Origin of the sequence: Kordiimonas sp. UBA4487 (assembly GCF_002389025.1) — a bacterium.
Taxonomy (GTDB): Bacteria; Pseudomonadota; Alphaproteobacteria; order Sphingomonadales; family Kordiimonadaceae; genus Kordiimonas; species Kordiimonas lacus.
This window is the reverse complement of record NZ_DGNR01000011.1, coordinates 836273-853348: the sequence shown is the minus strand read 5'-3', so window position 1 is coordinate 853348 and position 17076 is coordinate 836273. Positions and strand designations below refer to the sequence as shown.

Annotated in this window: 13 protein-coding genes; 8 read left to right on the top strand and 5 right to left on the bottom strand. The window is 56.5% G+C overall.

The annotated features are described in order from the left end of the window. Window positions 1-120: 120 nt before the first annotated feature. Both B3Z17_RS09470 and B3Z17_RS09465 read right to left on the bottom strand, forming a co-directional pair. Window positions 121-1131 (bottom strand): LacI family DNA-binding transcriptional regulator, encoded by a 1011-nt coding sequence (locus B3Z17_RS09470; RefSeq protein ID WP_068309212.1) that lies wholly within the window; start codon window positions 1129-1131, stop codon window positions 121-123. Window positions 1132-1185: 54 nt separating this feature from the next. Next, window positions 1186-2412, bottom strand: coding sequence for a nucleoside permease (locus B3Z17_RS09465; protein WP_206595009.1), 1227 nt, complete (start codon window positions 2410-2412; stop codon window positions 1186-1188). 155 nt (window positions 2413-2567) lie between these two features. Here B3Z17_RS09465 and B3Z17_RS09460 point away from each other — a divergent pair, with 155 nt between their 5' ends. Both B3Z17_RS09460 and B3Z17_RS09455 read left to right on the top strand, forming a co-directional pair. Then, a complete protein-coding gene (locus B3Z17_RS09460) occupies window positions 2568-3674 on the top strand; it encodes a Gfo/Idh/MocA family protein (RefSeq protein ID WP_286829570.1) in 1107 nt (368 codons plus the stop codon). 15 nt (window positions 3675-3689) lie between these two features. Beyond that, complete coding sequence (locus B3Z17_RS09455) at window positions 3690-4601, top strand: sugar phosphate isomerase/epimerase family protein (protein WP_286829569.1); 912 nt, start codon at window positions 3690-3692, stop codon at window positions 4599-4601. A gap of 19 nt (window positions 4602-4620) precedes the next feature. On the opposite strand, the gene B3Z17_RS09450 is transcribed toward B3Z17_RS09455, so the two are convergent. Next, a complete protein-coding gene (locus B3Z17_RS09450; RefSeq protein ID WP_286829568.1) occupies window positions 4621-5127 on the bottom strand; it encodes a gluconokinase in 507 nt (168 codons plus the stop codon). A gap of 142 nt (window positions 5128-5269) precedes the next feature. Between B3Z17_RS09450 and B3Z17_RS09445 the strand changes: the two genes are divergently transcribed. Genes B3Z17_RS09445 through B3Z17_RS09425 form a run of 5 tightly spaced genes read left to right on the top strand, consistent with a single transcriptional unit; the run spans window position 5270 to window position 10723 of the window. Beyond that, entirely contained in the window at window positions 5270-5806 is a 537-nt protein-coding gene (locus B3Z17_RS09445) for a gluconate 2-dehydrogenase subunit 3 family protein (RefSeq protein WP_286829567.1), read from the top strand. Further along, window positions 5803-7515 (top strand): GMC oxidoreductase, encoded by a 1713-nt coding sequence (locus tag B3Z17_RS09440; RefSeq protein WP_286829566.1) that lies wholly within the window; start codon window positions 5803-5805, stop codon window positions 7513-7515. Before B3Z17_RS09445 ends, B3Z17_RS09440 begins: the two co-directional genes overlap by 4 nt. Next, window positions 7515-8366: a sugar phosphate isomerase/epimerase family protein gene (locus B3Z17_RS09435; protein WP_286829565.1), complete on the top strand. Its 852-nt coding sequence runs from the start codon at window positions 7515-7517 to the stop codon at window positions 8364-8366. Before B3Z17_RS09440 ends, B3Z17_RS09435 begins: the two co-directional genes overlap by 1 nt. Before the next feature lie 4 nt (window positions 8367-8370). Beyond that, on the top strand, window positions 8371-9369 hold the full coding sequence (locus B3Z17_RS09430; protein ID WP_286829564.1) for an SMP-30/gluconolactonase/LRE family protein: 999 nt from the start codon (window positions 8371-8373) through the stop codon (window positions 9367-9369). After that, window positions 9362-10723: a gluconate:H+ symporter gene (locus B3Z17_RS09425; protein WP_286829563.1), complete on the top strand. Its 1362-nt coding sequence runs from the start codon at window positions 9362-9364 to the stop codon at window positions 10721-10723. Before B3Z17_RS09430 ends, B3Z17_RS09425 begins: the two co-directional genes overlap by 8 nt. Before the next feature lie 188 nt (window positions 10724-10911). Here the strand turns inward: B3Z17_RS09425 and B3Z17_RS09420 are convergent, their stop codons facing one another. Then, a complete protein-coding gene (locus tag B3Z17_RS09420) occupies window positions 10912-12228 on the bottom strand; it encodes a DUF1302 family protein (RefSeq protein ID WP_286829562.1) in 1317 nt (438 codons plus the stop codon). A 2-nt stretch (window positions 12229-12230) separates the two neighbouring features. Further along, complete coding sequence (locus tag B3Z17_RS09415; RefSeq protein WP_286829561.1) at window positions 12231-15422, bottom strand: outer membrane lipoprotein-sorting protein; 3192 nt, start codon at window positions 15420-15422, stop codon at window positions 12231-12233. 550 nt (window positions 15423-15972) lie between these two features. Between B3Z17_RS09415 and B3Z17_RS09410 the strand changes: the two genes are divergently transcribed. Next, complete coding sequence (locus B3Z17_RS09410; protein WP_068309184.1) at window positions 15973-17064, top strand: helix-turn-helix transcriptional regulator; 1092 nt, start codon at window positions 15973-15975, stop codon at window positions 17062-17064. The last annotated feature ends 12 nt before the right edge of the window (window positions 17065-17076 follow it).

Below are 17076 nucleotides of genomic sequence, written 5' to 3'. Positions count from 1 at the left end.
AAAAGTTTCAATCTGTTCGATATTTTTGAACAAAAATTATAACCACATGTTTTTATTGGGTTTTAATTGATAGATTTATCAAAGATGACAATTCGGACCGGGCCAAAATGTAACAAAATTCTATTCGGATTTCGGGGCTGGGCCGGTGCTGGCGCGGATCGCCAGCTCGAACGGCATCAACTGATTCCGTCTGGTGATCTCCTGCCCATCAATCATCTTGAACAACTGGCTGACGGCGGCAGGCCCGAATTCTTCCGATGGCTGCCGGACGCTGGTCAGCGCGGGCTCCATATATTTGGAGAACGGCAGGTCATCGAATCCGGCCACGGACACATCGGCAGGTACGCCGTACCCGGCATGTTTTATGCCCCGCATGGCCCCGAAGGCCATTTCATCGTTGAAGCAGAAAAGCGCCGTCGGGGACTGATCGCCTGACAGCAACAACCGGGCACCCTTTTCCCCCGCCTCCAGGGAATAATCCCCCTCAACAACCAGGCTCTCGTCATAGACAAGACCCTGGCTTTCAAGGGCTTCCCTATAGCCCGCCATCCGGTCCCGCGTCAGCGGGCTCTGGGGCGGCCCGGCGATAACACCGATTCGGCGGTGCCCCAGACCAATCAAATAATTGATGATGGCTTTAGCCGCCTCTTTGTTATCCAGCTGGATGGTCGGCATACTGCCATCATCAACGCATTCACAGCAGTTGACGATGGGCAGGGCCTGGCCGGATTTCCGTTCCCGGTCATCAAGCGGATAGCGTGCGCTCAGCTGGATAATGCCGTCGGTCTGGCTGGTCAGCAGAAGCTGCGCCAGCTCCTGCTCTGTCTTGATATTGCCCAGGGTATTGCCCAGCACCACATTATAGCCCCGCGCCCGCGCGGCCTTCTGAATGCCGCTGATCACCCGGGCGAAGAATGGGTTCGACATATCGGGCACCAGCACCAGAATGGAATAGGTTTTCTTGGACCGGAAAACCTGCGCCATCATATTGGGCTTGTAGCCAACGTCCCTGGCGGCTTCTTCAACCTTCTTGCGCGTCTTTTCCGATACAACGTCGGGCTTTTGCATCGCCCGTGACACGGTCGCCACTGACACGCCGGCTTTCTTCGCCACTTCCCGAATGTTTGTCATTGCCCGCCCCCGGATCTATGCTGCCTGCTAACTGAGAACCCAAGCAAGACGCCGCTATGCAGGGAGCTCATCTGCTGCCTTTGGTTTGTTATCCTCCCGAAACAGCAGTTGAAATAACAAAGCCACGAATGCTGCGAAAATGCAAGGCACCCACCAAATGGCGGACCATTCCTTGACACCCTCGGCCGTGAAATAGTCAACGGTTGCCCCCGCCAGCACCGACCCAATGGCCAGCCCAACACCGTAAGTCAGCAAGGCAATGAAGCCTTGGGCGCTGGCCCTGATGGATTTATCGGCTTTCCGGTCCACGTAAATCTGCCCCGTGACAAAGAAGAAGTCATAGCAGATGCCGTGCAACAGAATGCCGGCATAGAGCATCCAGGCACTTGTGTCCCAATCCCCAAGGGCAAAGAAAGCGTAGCGGGCCACCCAGGCCAGCATGCCGGCAAGCAGCATCCATTTCACGCCCAGGCGCACAAAAAAGAGCGGCATGAGAACCATGAACAACACTTCAGACGCCTGACCAAGGCTCATGGTTGCCGCAACCGACGTCATACCCGCTTCGTTCAGAAACAGGTTGGTAAAGGCATAATAGAAGGCGAGCGGAATGGACACCAGGAGCGAGCACAGCGCAAAAACCGCAAATGACCGGTCCTTGAGAAGCGACAGCGCGTCAAAGCCCAGAAGTTCCTTCACGGTCACCTTGGCACCGGCATTCTGCGGAGGCGTGTTTGGCAGCGTGAAACTATACAGCCCCAGCACCAGGGAGGCAGCAGCAGCCAGCTTCATCGGCAGGGACGTAGCCTCAACCCCTTCAACGAATCCGGACAAGACAAAGCTGATCGCAAGACCCGCAGCAATCCAGCCCAGCGTGCCCCAAACCCGTACCTTCGGGAACTGGGTGTCGGGCACTTCCATGGCCCCAAAGGAAACTGCATTCACAAGTGCCAAGGTCGGCATATAGCAAATATTATAAAGCACCAGGCCGATGATGATGGCCGATTGGGCTTCAAGATCGGAGACGGTGAAAAGCACTGCCGCACCCGCAATATGCAACACTCCCAGGATTTTCTGCGAAGGGAAAAAGCGGTCGGCGATCATGCCGACAAAAAAGGGCGCCACCATCGCGCCGATGTTGTTGGTAAGATAGGCGAACCCGATATCAGATCCGGAAAACCCGATTCGCGCCAGATAGGTCCCAAGGGTGACAAACCAGGCGCCCCAAATAAAGAACTGAACGAACATCATCGCGCTCAGGCGCGCATAAACTGAAGCTGACACAATTTTCTCCTTCGGCACCTTGGCACATCCGACATGCCATCGCCTTCCCAAAAATAAGGTTAAGAAATTTTTGATAGACTTGACAAGCTAAAATGTAACCGGTTACAAAACTGTTCAACAAAGGATATGCCCCAGGTGGGCAAAGGGAAGCAATCATGTATCGATTTTCAGCCGCCATTGTCGGTTCAGGATTTATGGGCACCACGCACCTCGAGGCGCTGCGGCGGCTGGGCGTGCGGGTTGCCGGTATTGCCTGCAGCTCTGCGCAGAAGGCTGAAGCCGAGGCGCAGGCCTTGGGGCTTCCGAAGGCCTACCGGGACTATGACGAACTGATTGCAGACAAAAGCGTTGACGTCGTTCACATCTGTGTGCCCAACAACCTGCATTTCGATATGGTGAAAAAAGCGCTGGAGGCAGGCAAGCATGTGATGTGCGAAAAGCCGCTGGCGCTCAATTCCGATGAAACGGCAGCCCTGGTAACGGCGGCGCGCACCTCAGGTGTCGCGGCGGCTGTGTGCTATAACCTCCGGTATTATGCGCTGAATTTCGAGGCGCGCGAGCTTGTCACGTCAGGCAAGATCGGGCGCCTGTTCCATATCAATGGCTGCTATATTCAGGACTGGCTGCAGTTCGAAACCGATTTCAACTGGCGCGTGGACAGCGCGAAGGGTGGTGCCCTGCGGGTTGTCGCCGATATCGGCACCCACTGGATGGACATGGTGCAGATGATTTCCGGGCGCAAGATCCAGAAGGTTTTCGCCGATCTCGCCACCGTGCACCCCACCCGCCAGAACCCGAAGGACCAAAGCACCGTCACCGTTGATACCGAAGACTGCGCCAACATCCTGTTCAGGATGGATGACGGCCTGATGGGCAGCTTTACCGTGTCGCAGGTGGCATCTGGCCGGAAGAACACGATTCGGTATGAAATCTCGGGTGACCAGGGTGCTGTCGCATGGAACAGCGAAACGCCGGACGAGCTGTGGGTCGGCCACCGGGACAGGCCGAACCAGACAATTGTCAAGGACCCGGGCGGCTTGAGCCCGTCCGCTGCGCGGCATGCGTCCTACCCTGGCGGTCACGCCGAAGGCTATCCGGATACATTCAAACACTGTTTCCGCGATTTTTATGACTATCTCGAAGCCGGGGACATGGCAGCACTGCCACCCTTCCCCACCTTTTCAGACGGCCACAGGGAACTCCAGTTGTGCGAAGCGATACTGAAGAGCCATCAGCAGAGCTCTTGGGTTGATGTCGGTTAAAAGTAGGAAAGTTTTATGAAATTTGGTTTTCAAAGTGCCATCTTGGCCGACCTGAGCTTCGAGGAAGTAATCGATTTTGCATCGGAAAATGGCTTCGAGTGCGTCGAAATCATGTGCTGGCCTGTCGGGCAGGCAGACCGGAAATATGCTGGCGTCACACACCTGGACGTCACCAATTTTACCAAGGCGGACGCCGAAAAGGCGCTGGGCTACTGCGAGAAGAAGGGCGTCAGCATCAGTGCGCTTGGCTATTACCCGAATCTCCTGAGCCCAGATGCCGAAGAAGCCGAAACCAGCCTCAATCACCTGAAGAAGGTGATCGAGGCGTCTCACCTTATGGGGCTTGACCTTGTGACCACTTTTGTCGGCAACGACTGGACAAAGTCAGTTGAAGACAACTGGCCGCGCTTCCTTGAAGTGTGGAAGCCACTGATGCAGTTTGCCGAGGAACGCGGCGTTTTCATCGCCATTGAAAACTGCGCCATGTATTTCACAGACGACGAATGGCCCGCAGGGAAAAACCTGGCTTACAGCCCGGCAATCTGGCGGCGCATGTTCAAAGACCTTGGCAGCGATTATTTCGGCCTGAACTATGACCCATCGCACCTGATCTGGATGCAGATGGACCACCTGAAGCCACTCAAGGAATTCAACAAGCGCTTCTTCCATGCCCACGCCAAGGATGTGAAGGTCGACCGGGAAAAACTGGATGATGTTGGCACCATGGCTGTGCCGCTGTCATATCACGATCCGCGCATTCCGGGTCGCGGCGATATCGACTGGAAAGAATATGTGGCTGCTCTCAAGGCCAGCGGCTTCAACGGCGCTTTCTGTATCGAAGTGGAAGACAGCGATTATGAAAGCTCGCTGGATGAACGCAAGCGCGCCCTGACAGAAAGCGGCGCTTTCCTCCGCCAATATCTATAGTCAGCATTTACAGTCTGAATTAACTATCTGGCGCCAACAGCTTTTCCTCAATCTCGGCCACAATTGCCGGTACGGGCTTTGCGATGTCAACGCAAATGGCGGCGCCAGGCACTTCAAGCGTTTCAAACTGGCTATCCAGTAGTCCGACGGGCATAAAGTGCCCTGCCCGTCTGGCCATCCGGTCAGCGATCAGCTCTTTCGTGCCTTCAAGATAAACGAACCGGGGAATGACCCGGCCCGACGAAAGCATGCGGCGGTAGCTGTCCTTCAGGGCCGAGCATGCCAGAACAACGCCGCCGCGCGCTGCCACTTCGGCTTCAAGCAAGGTGGCCAGCTCCATCAACCAGGGTTCCCGGTCCGCGTCCGTCAGGGCAATACCGTCCCGCATCTTCTGCACGTTGACCGCTGGGTGAAAATCGTCCGCGTCCTGGAACACAAACCCCAATCGGTCCGCCAACTGGCGACCAACCGTTGACTTGCCGCACCCGCTGACCCCCATCACCACAATGGCTCTGTCCATACTCATTACGTGCATCCCCTTTTTTTCGGCATGTTTTACTTTACTTTAGAATTAGCTGTTGCAAATTCGAGAAAGCGTAATATGGTAGTTTTCAGGGAATGTAACCGGTTTCATTTTGGTTGCATAGGGAAAAGTGGGAAGGCCCCATATGCTTGACAGAAGACAAATTCTGGTGGGCGTCGCAGCACTGATGGGGGGCGCTTTGTTGCCCGCATCCGTCAAGGCACTGCATGGAAGTGGCAGTGCCGGCGCATTCAGGAAGGCGACCCTTTCAGAACCACAAATGAAGGCCATCACCATCATGGCCGATATCATCATTCCGGAAACGGACACCCCCGGCGCATCCGGTGCGGGCGTCCCGGCGTTCATACGCACGGCAATGGCAAACTGGTTGTTGAAGGAGGAAGCGCAGGCTTTTGTTGACGGCCTGGACGGCTTTCTGGAGGCCCACCCCGATTTCCCGCGGCAGGATATCACTGCCCAAACCAACCTGATCGCAGGCATTGACAGCAGCCTGCATGACTTGCCGGAAAAATACCGCTTTTACCGACAGCTCAAGGAGCTGGTGCTGATTGGTTATTACACATCGGAAGTGGGGGCAGCGGAAGAGCTGGCCTACGACCCCGTCCCCGGCGGCTACACCATCATACCCGTTACAAGTGAGACGAAAGCGTGGTCAACATGACAAATACATCAGACAATTTTGACTTCGATGTTCTTATCGTCGGCTCGGGCATGTCGGGCGGCTGGGTGGCCAAGGAAATGTGCGAACGCGGCTATAAAACCGCCGTACTGGACCGCGGCGCCCCGCTTGAGCATGGCGCGGGTTATGAAAACGAAGGCAAGGCACCGTGGGAGATGCCGAACCGGGGCCGTGTTTCCAAGGAAGAAATCGAACGCGATTATGAAAAAAGCAGCCTGTGCTACGCGTTCAACGAATATACCAAACGCCATTTCATCAAAGACAGCGACTATCCTTTCAAGGAAAAGGACGGCAAGCGGTTTGACTGGATCAGAAGCGCCCGTGTGGGCGGTAAATCCGTCCTGTGGCACCGGCACTCCTACCGCTTCAGCGAAATGGACTTTCAGGCCAACAAGCAGGACGGCCACGGCTGTGACTGGCCGATCCGGTATGACGACCTGAAGGACTGGTACGACTATGTTGAGCGGTTCGCCGGCATCAGTGGGTCAAAAGAAGGCCTGCCACAGCTTCCAGATGGCGTATTCCAGAAACCGTTCGACATGAACCCGGTGGAGCTGGACGCCAAGGCCAAGGTGGAAAAAGCCTATCCGGGCCGGAAAATCATTATCGGACGCGCCGCTCACCTGACCGAACCAACCGACGAACAGCTGGAGCTGGGGCGCGGCCCTTGCCAGGCAAGAAATGAATGCCAGGCCGGCTGTTCCTGGGGCGGGTATTTCTCAAGCCTGTCTGCCACCCTGCCTGCGGCAGACCGGACCGGCAACATGACGCTGGTGCCCAATGCCATGGTGCAGGAAGTGGTGTATGACGCCAAAACAAAGCGGGCGTCCGGCGTGCGCATGATCGACATCACCACTGGCGAGCGGGTCTTTATCTCTGCCCGGGTGGTTTTTGTCTGCGCCTCCACGCTGGCGACAACGCAAATCCTTTTGAATTCCAAAAGCGCAGAGTTCCCGCGCGGGATCGGCAACACCGGCAGTGCCCTTGGCCATTATCTGATGGACCATATCAAGGGGGCGGGCGCCAACGCCGTTGTGGACGGCTATGAAGATGTCTATTACGCCGGGCGGCGGCCTACGTCGCTTTATGTTCCCCGGTTCCGGAACGTGACGGAGAAAACCGATGCCTTCCTGCGTGGCTACGGCATGCAGGGCGAAGCCCAAAGGCTGAGCTGGCGGGCGGCCATCGGCGCAGAAGGGATTGGCAAAGACCTCAAGGCACGCGTTCAGAAACCGGGGCCCTGGACCTTCACACTGCAGGGCTTTGGCGAAATGCTGCCCCAGCATGAGAATTCCGTCTCTCTGAGCACCACCGAGACTGATCAGTGGGGCATGCCCATCCTGGAAATCAGCTGTGAATATGGCGCTAATGAACTGCGCATGAAAGAAGACATGCGAAATACCGCGACAGAAATGCTGCGCGCTGCGGGCTATACGAAAGTTCAGCCCTATAGCGAAGAAAGTTTTCCCGGCATCGTGATCCATGAAATGGGCACCGCCCGTATGGGCCACACGGCGGACGACAGCTACCTGAACCGTCACAACCAGTGCCACAATGTGAGCAACCTTTTTGTAACGGACGGCGCCAGCATGACATCATCGGCGTGCCAGAACCCGTCCCTGACATTCATGGCCTTGTCGGCACGCGCTGCCGCGTTCGCCGATGAACAGATGAAAGCAGGAGCCCTCTAATGACACAACGTCCGATCACCCGGCGGTCCTTTCTGCGTGCCGCCGCCCTTACGGGCACAGCTCTCGCAGTCCCAACGCTTTTGTCGGCGTGTGGCGCGGCCAACGCCAGCGCACAGCCCATCGGCGTGCAGCTTTATACCGTCCGGGATCTGATGGCCCAGGATGTGGCCGGAACACTGGCGCAGATTGGTGCGCTCGGATACCAGGAAGTGGAATTCGCCGGATACTTTGATCAGTCTTATGCCGACATCAAGGGCTGGCTGGCCGAAAGCGGCCTGACCGCCCCGTCGGCACATGTCTCGCACCAAGTGTTCAAGGAAAATTTCGAGGCTGCCGTTGAGGCAGCCACAGTGCTCGGACACAAGAATCTGTTCCTGTCCTGGCTGCCACCTGAGGACCGGACAGTTCAGCGCTATTACGCCATCACCGAACTGTTGAACAAGAACGGTGAGATTGCCAAATCCGCTGGTATCCAGCTTGGGTTCCATAACCATGAATTCGAGTTTGAAAATCATGGCGGCCTGCGCGGCTATGATATTTTCCTGAACAATACGGACCGCAATCTGGTGAAGTTCGAACTGGACCTGTACTGGACCAGGGTCGCGGGTGTTGAGCCACTCCCCCTTGTCCAGGCGCATCCCGGCCGCTTCCCTTGCGTGCATGTCAAAGACTATGGCGCAGACGGCAGCATTGTGGACGTCGGCGATGGTTCGATCGATTTTGGGGGCCTCTATGCCCCGCTCAGGAAAGCCGGGGTAAAGCACTTCTTTATCGAGCGCGACAACAGCCCGGCACCAATGGAAACCCTGACGCGCAGCATCAAGGCGTTTCAAAGCATGATCGGGAGATAGCCCCATGCGCTTCCCCTTTCTGTTGGCGCTTGCGACCCTGCTTGCAAGCGCGCTGGCACACGCCGAGGATCATATCGTCCGGCTTGATCCGGCCCTGGACGAAGTTCTGGCCGAAAGCGCTGAAATCCGCTACCTGGCAGACGGTTTCACCTGGGCAGAAGGGCCAGCATGGGACAGGCAGCGCAACCGGCTGTATTTCTCGGACGTTCCCGAAAACAAAGCCTATATGTGGTCGGAAACTCGGGGCCTTGAGGTCTTTCTGGACCCATCAGGGCACCCGGAGAAAAACCCTGAAGGCTTTCGCGAGGCGGGCACAAACGGCCTTTTGTATGCGCCAGACGGTAGCTTGCTGATCGCCAACCATGGCGCCCGGGCGGTAGAGCGCATGGACCTTGCAACCGGCCAGCGCGAGACAGTGATTGACCGTTTTGAAGGCCACCGCCTCAATAGCCCGAACGACCTTGCCGTCGGGCCCGACGGCACTCTCTATTTCACCGATCCGCCCTATGGGCTTGCCGGTATTGAAAAATCCCCGCTCAAGGAACTTCCCCACCACGGCGTTTATGCCGTGGCGCCCAGCACGCCGGCCACGTTGGTCGACGCACGCCTGAGCCTCCCCAATGGGCTGGCCGTCTCGCCTGACGGTGCCTTCCTCTATGTAGCCGTCTCCGATCCGGCCAGCCCAATTATCTATAGATACGAGAAAGTCGACGGTCGCTTCACGCACCGCCAAACCTTCTTCGACGCGTCACCTTATCTGGCCAAAGGCTGGCCGGGCCTGCCCGACGGCATGGCCGTCACGGCCAGCGGGCATCTGTTTGCCACCGGGCCCGGCGGCATATTCGTGCTGGCACCAAGCGGGAAGCTTCTGGGCATGATCCGGCTGGACAGTGCCACCGCCAACTGCGCTTTCGGCCAGGACGGCCGCACCCTGTTCATCACCTCCGGTGACCGGCTTCTGGCAGTCCCGACAATCGCAACCGGGACCGGCTGGCATGACTGACACAGCCATACCCCTCATGGCCACAGGCGGGTCTGTCGCGCTGTTGCTGATGCTTGTGCTGAAGTTCCGCATGTCGGCTTTTCTTGCGCTTCTGCTGTCCACGCTTATTGCGGGCCTTGCCGCCGGCATGCCGCCGATGCGTGTGATCGAAAGCGTCCAGTCAGGCATGGGCGGCACCTTGGGTTTCATTGCCATAATCGTGGGGCTCGGGTCCATCTTCGGGGCCCTCCTGGAGGCCAGTGGCGGCATTGAAGCGCTGGCTGACCGGCTGCTGAAGAATGTCGCCGCGCGCCGTGTGCCGTGGCTGCTTGGGTGCCTGGGCACCCTCGTCGCGATTCCCGTGTTTTTCGATGTTGGGCTGATCATCCTGGCGCCTATTGTCTTCGCCCTTGCCGCACGGTCGGGCACGCCACCCATTTATCTGGCGATTCCGCTTCTGGCGGGGCTTGCAACGGCCCATGCCTTTGTGCCGCCAACGCCCGGGCCGATGGCTGTTGCACACCTTCTGGGGGCTGATATCGGTTGGGTTGCCCTTTTTGGTGCCGCCGCCGGCATTCCCGCCATGCTGGTTGCGGGCCCCGGCTGGGCCGCTATTCTCAGGCGCACCGGCTTTCAGGCCGATCATCCCGGTCAGGCTGCTGAGACATCCAAGGCTGCCGCCCCTGCTGCACAGCCGTGGCCGCGCACCCATGCCGCCAAGGCCCTGGCGGTGATTATTCTGCCGCTGCTGTTGATCCTTGCCGCCACGCTCGCCCCCCTGGTAGCCGGCCAGGGCCCCATGGTCGAATTCATACAGTTCGCAGGCCACCCCTTTGCCGCGCTGCTGGTTTCCTGTGGCCTTGCCTACGGCCTGTTCAGACCAGCCGACACAGAGAAACGGGTTGCCTTCAGAAATGTCTGCGAACGCGCGCTGGAGCCCGCGGGCGCCATCATATTGGTGACCGGCGCTGGCGGCGCTTTCAAGCAGATACTCGTGGATACAGGGGCCGGGGCAAGCCTTGCAAATGGGGCAGCCCACATGGGGCTGACACCGCTGGTCGCCGGGTTTGTCCTGGCGCTGATTGTCCGGGTCGCCCAGGGGTCAGCCACGGTCGCCATGATCACAGCCGCGGGCCTGACAGCCCCCCTTGTGGACACGCTGTCGCTCAGCCCCCAGCAAACCGCCCTGACCGTGATTGCCATCGCCGCCGGCGCAACCGCCGCGTCGCACGTTAACGACAGTGGGTTCTGGCTGGTCAGCCGCTATTTCTCGCTCAGCCCCGCCGCAACGCTGAAAAGCTGGACCATCTCGGCAAGCCTCATTGGCCTGACAGGCTTTGTCGTGACATTGATCCTGTCTTACACTCTTTATTGAGGCTGGTTGCTGGCATGCAAATGCACGCCAAAACTTCCCATTGTCACGGGAAACATCCCACCTACTGCGCGACTTAACAAAGGAAGGCATGACAGGCTTTGTGGCAGCACCTGTCCTATCTCAATTTGGTTCAATGCAGTGCTTTGCAGCAAGACGGCGGCCGGCCTATAGCTTTCCCGCATTGCCCGCTAATAGTGATAGGCGACAGAAAAATACACCCGGTCTGCCTCGCCGAACTGGCCGAAAATGCCGTCCTTCCTGCCATAGAAAAAGTCGCCGCCAACGGACGCTGTCATCCTGTCATTGATCCTGCGTTTGGCGAGCATTCTGAAAAGCCCGTCATTGCTGTCATGGTTCGCATACCACCTGAAATCCAACTGCCAGTCCCCGCCCGGGAGGTCATGCCTGACTGTCACTGTCGACAATTCTTCCACATCAGGAGACAACGCATTCGGCACTTTGCTCATATTGATTTTCTGAAAAAACTGGGCGCTGACAAAGGTATCTGGAATGCCAAAATAGTCGATGCCTATCAGATATTTAAACACATCGGCTCTGGCAGGAGTGAGGGTATCCGACGGCAGCAAGCCTACCGGGATATTTGCGTCCATCGTATAAGTGGCCTCCCCGCGCACGGTAAAATCGCCCCAGGAATTGGCAACGGACCCGCCCAGAATATCGACCCTGTTGAACTGTGGCGTGATCGCCAGCGCAGGCGGGACGATTTCAAGATCGAAGAACGGAGTATCCTCGAAGGTATGGAGGTAATTCAGGCTGAAGTCCCAGTTGCCGATCAGCCCTGATACCTTGAACCCGACTTCGCTGGCGTCCAGGCCGCCTTGGGGACGCTCTGTTTCCTGAAGGCTTACCGGATAGGGAGGTGCCTGCCAGAATGTCGGCACGAATTCGGGGGCAGTGATCTCAAAAACTGAGCCCCTTGGGGGGGCTTCATTGAAACTGCGGTCAGGAATCCAGAAGCCCTGAAAATCCAGCCCCCCGATTGTCCGCTCCAGCAGCAAACTCCAAAGGGGTGTTCTCGACTGATCGAAATCATCGAGCACAAATTCCCGATAGGATTGCGGGTTCACGATATCCAGCACCTTGATGCCGTCAGACCGTCCCCAGACAATCTGTTGCTTGCCGATGCGAACTGTTGAAAGGTCACCTGAATACTGGAGATAGGCCTCCCGCAGCTCAATCTCGGTCGATTGCCCGATCAACACCCTTTTTGTCAGCGCCGATATCGTTTCCTGGCTGGGCCGCCCAACCTCCAGCCGGTCAAAGGCATCGGCCCTGATACGAACCTCGCCCCGGAATTCCCAGGCATCTGAAAACGCCAGGTCCCATTTGGGGCGAAACTCAAGCTCCGCGCTTTGGCTTCGCCCGGACTGCGTGCCGAAAGCATAGCGGGCTTCCAGTACGGCGCTGATATCCAGACCCTGTGCGTTTGCCGGTGCCCCGTCCGCCATAAACGCGGCACTCAAAACCAACCAAATTCGCCGCACGATTAAAACCCTGCGCGAAGCTTGCGCTCGGTGAATGCCGAAAGCTGAAGTTGGACACCATAATCAATATCTGAAATCTTGAACCGGGTGCTATGCCCCGTCTTGTGGTTTTCGGCTGTGATGGTCTGGACTGTCCAGAAACCGTCGAGCATGACCCGGTCATCCAGCGTGATCGTCTTCAGCCTGTTGCCAGCCACATCCCAATAATCCGCCCGGATAGGAAACGCATTTTCGGCATCAACAACAACCCGGACCTTTGAATAGCCAAGTTCCTTTGCCACCTCACCGGAAACCGGTGTCAGCAGCAGAACGGGAAACTGCTTGCCTTCCACACTCTCTTCACCATCCATTTGAAACTGGTAATCCGTCAGCGAGAACTTCGTGCTGTCCTTGATATCTTCATAGGTGAAATCCGTACCCAGGAAATAGTCACCGCGATCAGAAGCGGATATCCGGCGTGACCGCCGAAGGGCAGGCAGATAAAGCCACTGATTGTCACTTGTGGCGGCCTCATTGAAGTCATGGGTCATGAAGGCGGTATCTTTGATGCTGGACGGGGTCGAGAAGGCAATGATCGACCGCCTCTGGTCGTCCCCGATCTTGCGCAACATGCGGGCGGTTCGTTCTGTTGTCCGGCCTTTTCGGTCTGTCAGTACCATTTCTATTGTCTGGTCGACATTGTCGGGCTCGGGTCGCGCTGCGATCCTTTCGGCCAGTGCCCTACCTTCGGGCGTTTCCTGCGCCCCAGCCTCTTCGGTCATGATCATCACGGCCGATACAGCGATAACCAGCAACGACGTGGCCGTTGCCATCATCCGGCGCGTCACGGGCCTGAAGACCCGCTCTTCACTCAGCGCTGCCACAATCGCGGGCAAGACAACCAGCGCCATGACATAAGCGGAGCCCAGGGCAACCGTGGTCAAACCGCCGAACCGATTGAGCGTTGGCAGTTCGCTGAAGAGCAACACCCCAAACGCGAGAAAGATGGAAGCGAAATTAAAAAACAGCGCCCGGCCTGACTTGAACGCGATGCGGTCCATGGCATCCTTCAGGTCCAGTCCCTGCTTGCGAGTGTAATACCGGATCTTCTCAACCGTATGGATTGAGAAATCAACGCCAACCCCAATCGCGATAGGGGCGAACATGGATGTTGCCGGCTCAAGCCAGATGCCCATCGCCCCCATGACCGCATAGATCATCAGGATGGCAACCACCACCGGTACAAGCGTGATTGTGCCCGCAACGACGGACCGGAACAGCAACACGGCAGCAGCCCATATGAGCACAATGGATACCCCCAGGGACATGAAGTGGCTTTCCCTGAGGGGCGACAGCCAGTGATGGTCAAGCGCTGCCCGTCCACTGAGCGTCGCCTTGATGCTGTCATCAGCGAAATTCTTCGCCAGATAGTCTTCGGCCGCGATCACTGTTTTACTCACGTCCGAATACAGGCTTGTGTTCAAATTGGCGCGCAGAAGGGCCGTCTGGAAGGCTGGGTCCACCTCTTCTTCAAAGTCGGTCGGGTCGCCGGTCGCGGAATGTACCAGGAACATCTGCTCCACAAGATTGCGGTTGTCCGGCACCCGGTAATATGCCTCATCGCCAGCATTCAGGGACTTGTTCAACTGCTTCAGATAGTCGACAATTGAAACAGACCCTTTGATATGCGGCAAACTCTCGAGATAACCCTGCAGGGCTTCCACCCTTTTAAGGTTTTCAGGCTCATACAGGCCGCCCTCTTCCGGCGTCTCGATAATCACGTCAAGGTAGGTGGTGCCGTTGAAGCGGGCATTGATAAGGGCGTCAGCTTCGCGGATTGGCTCCCCTTCGCGGAAGTTGTGCACCGTCTCGCGCTCCACCTCCAGGCTGCTTGCGCCAAACAGCCCCAAAACAATGGTCAACGCGGCAGCCGCACATACAAGATATGGATGCCTGATGGAAAAGTGATTCACATGGGCCAAACAGCCCGCAACAAAGCCGCCTTTTGCATCATCCGCAATCGCTTTGCAGGGGAGCGGCCTGCATAAACTCAGGGCGGCAGGCAAAACCGTCAGGGTAAGAACAATTGCAATCAAGACACCGAGGGATGCAAAAACTGCAAACCACTTCATCGGCGGCATGATGGCTGTGGCGGCAATGCCGATAAAGCCGATCATCGTCGTGACCGATGTCATCACCAGCGGCCGCCAGACCTGCGTGCAGGCGCCTATGACCAGCTCACAGGAAGTCTGTTCTGGATGGGCTTTCTGCTCGGAATAATAATAGGTAAGCAGGTGGATGCTGTCAGCGACCGAAATACCCACCAGAATGATGGGAAGCGCCGATGTGATCGCATAATAGGGAACGCCCACTGCAGCCATGGTACCGATGGTTCCAATTGCGGTGCCGACGATAACAAGAAGGGGCAAGCCCACGCTGCGCGGCGTGCGGAAAGCCAGGAACAGCATCAGGACAATCACCGCCAGTGTGAAGGGAAGGGTTTGCCTTGAATCCTTGTCGATATAGGCGGAAAGATAGCCGTCAACCGCACCGCCACCCGCGACATGAAGTTCGTAATTTGCAGGGGCAAGCCCATCCACATACTTCAGGACAGCCTCATAGGTTTTCCCAGAGATATGTTGGTCAATGACTTCCGCGACAATCAGGGTTGCGGACCCATCATTTGTCACCAGGTTGCCGTGGTAGAGCGGCATTGCTGAAACACGTTCAAGCGTTAGCCTTGCGCTTTCATCTGTTACCGGCCCATCCGGAATCAAGGGATCGACAAACAAGTCTGTTGAAGTACCCCGGATCGACATCTCGGTTGAGAGGCTCATGACCTTTTCGGGGTCGATATTGTCCATACCGGATAGTGCTTCAGTTAACTCTCGGACCGCCGTCAGGGTAGACGGGTGATAGGCTGCATTCTCATCAGGCCCGGCAATGGCGACAATTATCGGGTCCTTGAGGCCGAACAGGTCTTTCACCTTGTCCCGATACTGGATGGCAACATTGTCTGGATCGATGAATGCATCAATCGTTGTGTCTTTCACGAGCGAAGGAATGAATGCACCCGCTACCAGAATGAATACCAAGCCGAGAGCAATCACCCTGCGAGGAAATTCCGTTACAAACGTGAAATATGCTCGCGGCATATCGAATGCCTCGCTGATCTTTCTTTCAAATTCCTGGATTGATTTTTCACTAAACTCCATGACCCCGCTCCCCTCTTGCTCCTAATCTCAAAACAATCGATCTGTGCCTGGGCTTGATCACAGTGCGTTCATAGCAGCGACCGGCCACAGCCAAGTTTCCCGATTATTTTCCGACCGAATTTGCACTTCGAATTTCCCAGCGGAATATTCGTTGCCCCCATGCAAATACGGAAATCAAACACCCCCGGCAAAAATTTGGGCGGCTTACCCCCTTGGTCCGTGGGAAGGAAGCTCGGAGATATCGCCAGGTGCCGCCCGCACGCAGGAGTAGGCGAAAGTCCGCGTTTGAAGCTCGTCAGTTTCGAATTTGGGCCCTGTTTTTTCAAAAATGACGCGCTTTTTTTAAAAATGGCGCCATTAACCCCTTCTTCACCGATGCTTTTAGGCTAAGAATACCCTCCTTGGGACCGTGGGGGCTGTCAAAAGACATAACGTACTGTAGGGTTCTTCGCTCAGCCTGTTGGCGCTGCGGGGGCAAGCCTGCTGGCAAATGGTTTCCTGACCCAGTCGGTCGGGGAAACATGATTGAGTTTTTGGGGAGAGACGTTCAATGCATTGGGAACTTCTTGATAACGTCTTCCGCTATGGGGCTATCTGCAATCTGTTTTGGGTCTGTTTCCTGGCCGCGCGCAACCATTCAAATCTCGCCCATACCTACATCGTCATTCCAGCAATGGCCTCAGGTATTTGTTGGCTGATTACAGGGGCTTACGACGAAATCGCTTTGTTTGGCCCGTTCGGCTATGTCTTGGGATTCATGGCCCGAATGGTGGTTGTCCTCAATTGGCTTTTCACCATCAATGTGCTCAGCGATTCCTTCCGGCTTGGCCCGTTCTACATTGCAGTGTTGGTGGTGTATGCATTAAGGGCCCTCGCGTTTCAGCTGGACATCGTGCCACACGACCTGTTCGCGCAGATATCCCACCCAATGCGGATAGGGCTCTATCTGTTCCTGATATACAAAGTTCTGTCTGACATGCCTGGCGATCTTCTTGAAAAGCGCCGCAGGTTCCGCATCTGGTTTATGGTTGGGCACGTGCTGATTACGGCCGCGCTCACACTGGAACGTATGTATGTCAGCAACGCCCTGTATGGTGACAATATATCGCTGACAGAGTCTTTCGCGGTATTCTTGTTATCGTCCTATTTCCTGTTTCATTCCATTCGACCGGAAGAGAAAAACCCGTTTGAATCGGACTATAGAAATGCCCGCAGTGAGTCGACCGAAACACTGCCTGAGTTGCAAGCGGCAGACAGGCACAATCTGGAAATCTTGAAGCAGAAAATGGACGAAGGCCTTTACCGCGAACCCGGTTTGACTGTGGCCGAACTGGCTAAATCCATAGACGTTCAGGAGCACAGGCTGCGCAAACTGATCAACATGCACCTGGGGCACAGAAACATCTCGCAGTTTCTCAACGACTACCGCATTGATGAAGCGAAAAAACGATTGGCGGACGTAAGCGAGAGGCATGTGCCGATCCTGACCATTGCAATGGACGTCGGGTATCTTTCACTCAGGCCTTTCAACCGAGCCTTTAAAAACCGGACCAATCAGACCCCCAGCGAATACCGTGAACAACATTTGGCAGCCCAAACAAGTTCTTCCGACGCGGCGCCGCTAGAAAAAATGCCTGGCTGATAGTGGGCAATT

Bases quoted from the DNA above. Each gene is read 5' to 3' on its own strand.
- B3Z17_RS09440 (WP_286829566.1), top strand. From the start codon at position 5,803: ATGACAAATACATCAGACAATTTTGACTTCGATGTTCTTATCGTCGGC.
- B3Z17_RS09425 (WP_286829563.1), top strand. From the start codon at position 9,362: ATGACTGACACAGCCATACCCCTCATGGCCACAGGCGGGTCTGTCGCG.
- B3Z17_RS09415 (WP_286829561.1), bottom strand. From the start codon at position 15,422: ATGGAGTTTAGTGAAAAATCAATCCAGGAATTTGAAAGAAAGATCAGC.
- B3Z17_RS09460 (WP_286829570.1), top strand. From the start codon at position 2,568: ATGTATCGATTTTCAGCCGCCATTGTCGGTTCAGGATTTATGGGCACC.
- B3Z17_RS09455 (WP_286829569.1), top strand. From the start codon at position 3,690: ATGAAATTTGGTTTTCAAAGTGCCATCTTGGCCGACCTGAGCTTCGAG.
- B3Z17_RS09410 (WP_068309184.1), top strand. From the start codon at position 15,973: ATGCATTGGGAACTTCTTGATAACGTCTTCCGCTATGGGGCTATCTGC.
- B3Z17_RS09430 (WP_286829564.1), top strand. From the start codon at position 8,371: ATGCGCTTCCCCTTTCTGTTGGCGCTTGCGACCCTGCTTGCAAGCGCG.
- B3Z17_RS09450 (WP_286829568.1), bottom strand. From the start codon at position 5,127: ATGAGTATGGACAGAGCCATTGTGGTGATGGGGGTCAGCGGGTGCGGC.
- B3Z17_RS09445 (WP_286829567.1), top strand. From the start codon at position 5,270: ATGCTTGACAGAAGACAAATTCTGGTGGGCGTCGCAGCACTGATGGGG.
- B3Z17_RS09470 (WP_068309212.1), bottom strand. From the start codon at position 1,131: ATGACAAACATTCGGGAAGTGGCGAAGAAAGCCGGCGTGTCAGTGGCG.
- B3Z17_RS09435 (WP_286829565.1), top strand. From the start codon at position 7,515: ATGACACAACGTCCGATCACCCGGCGGTCCTTTCTGCGTGCCGCCGCC.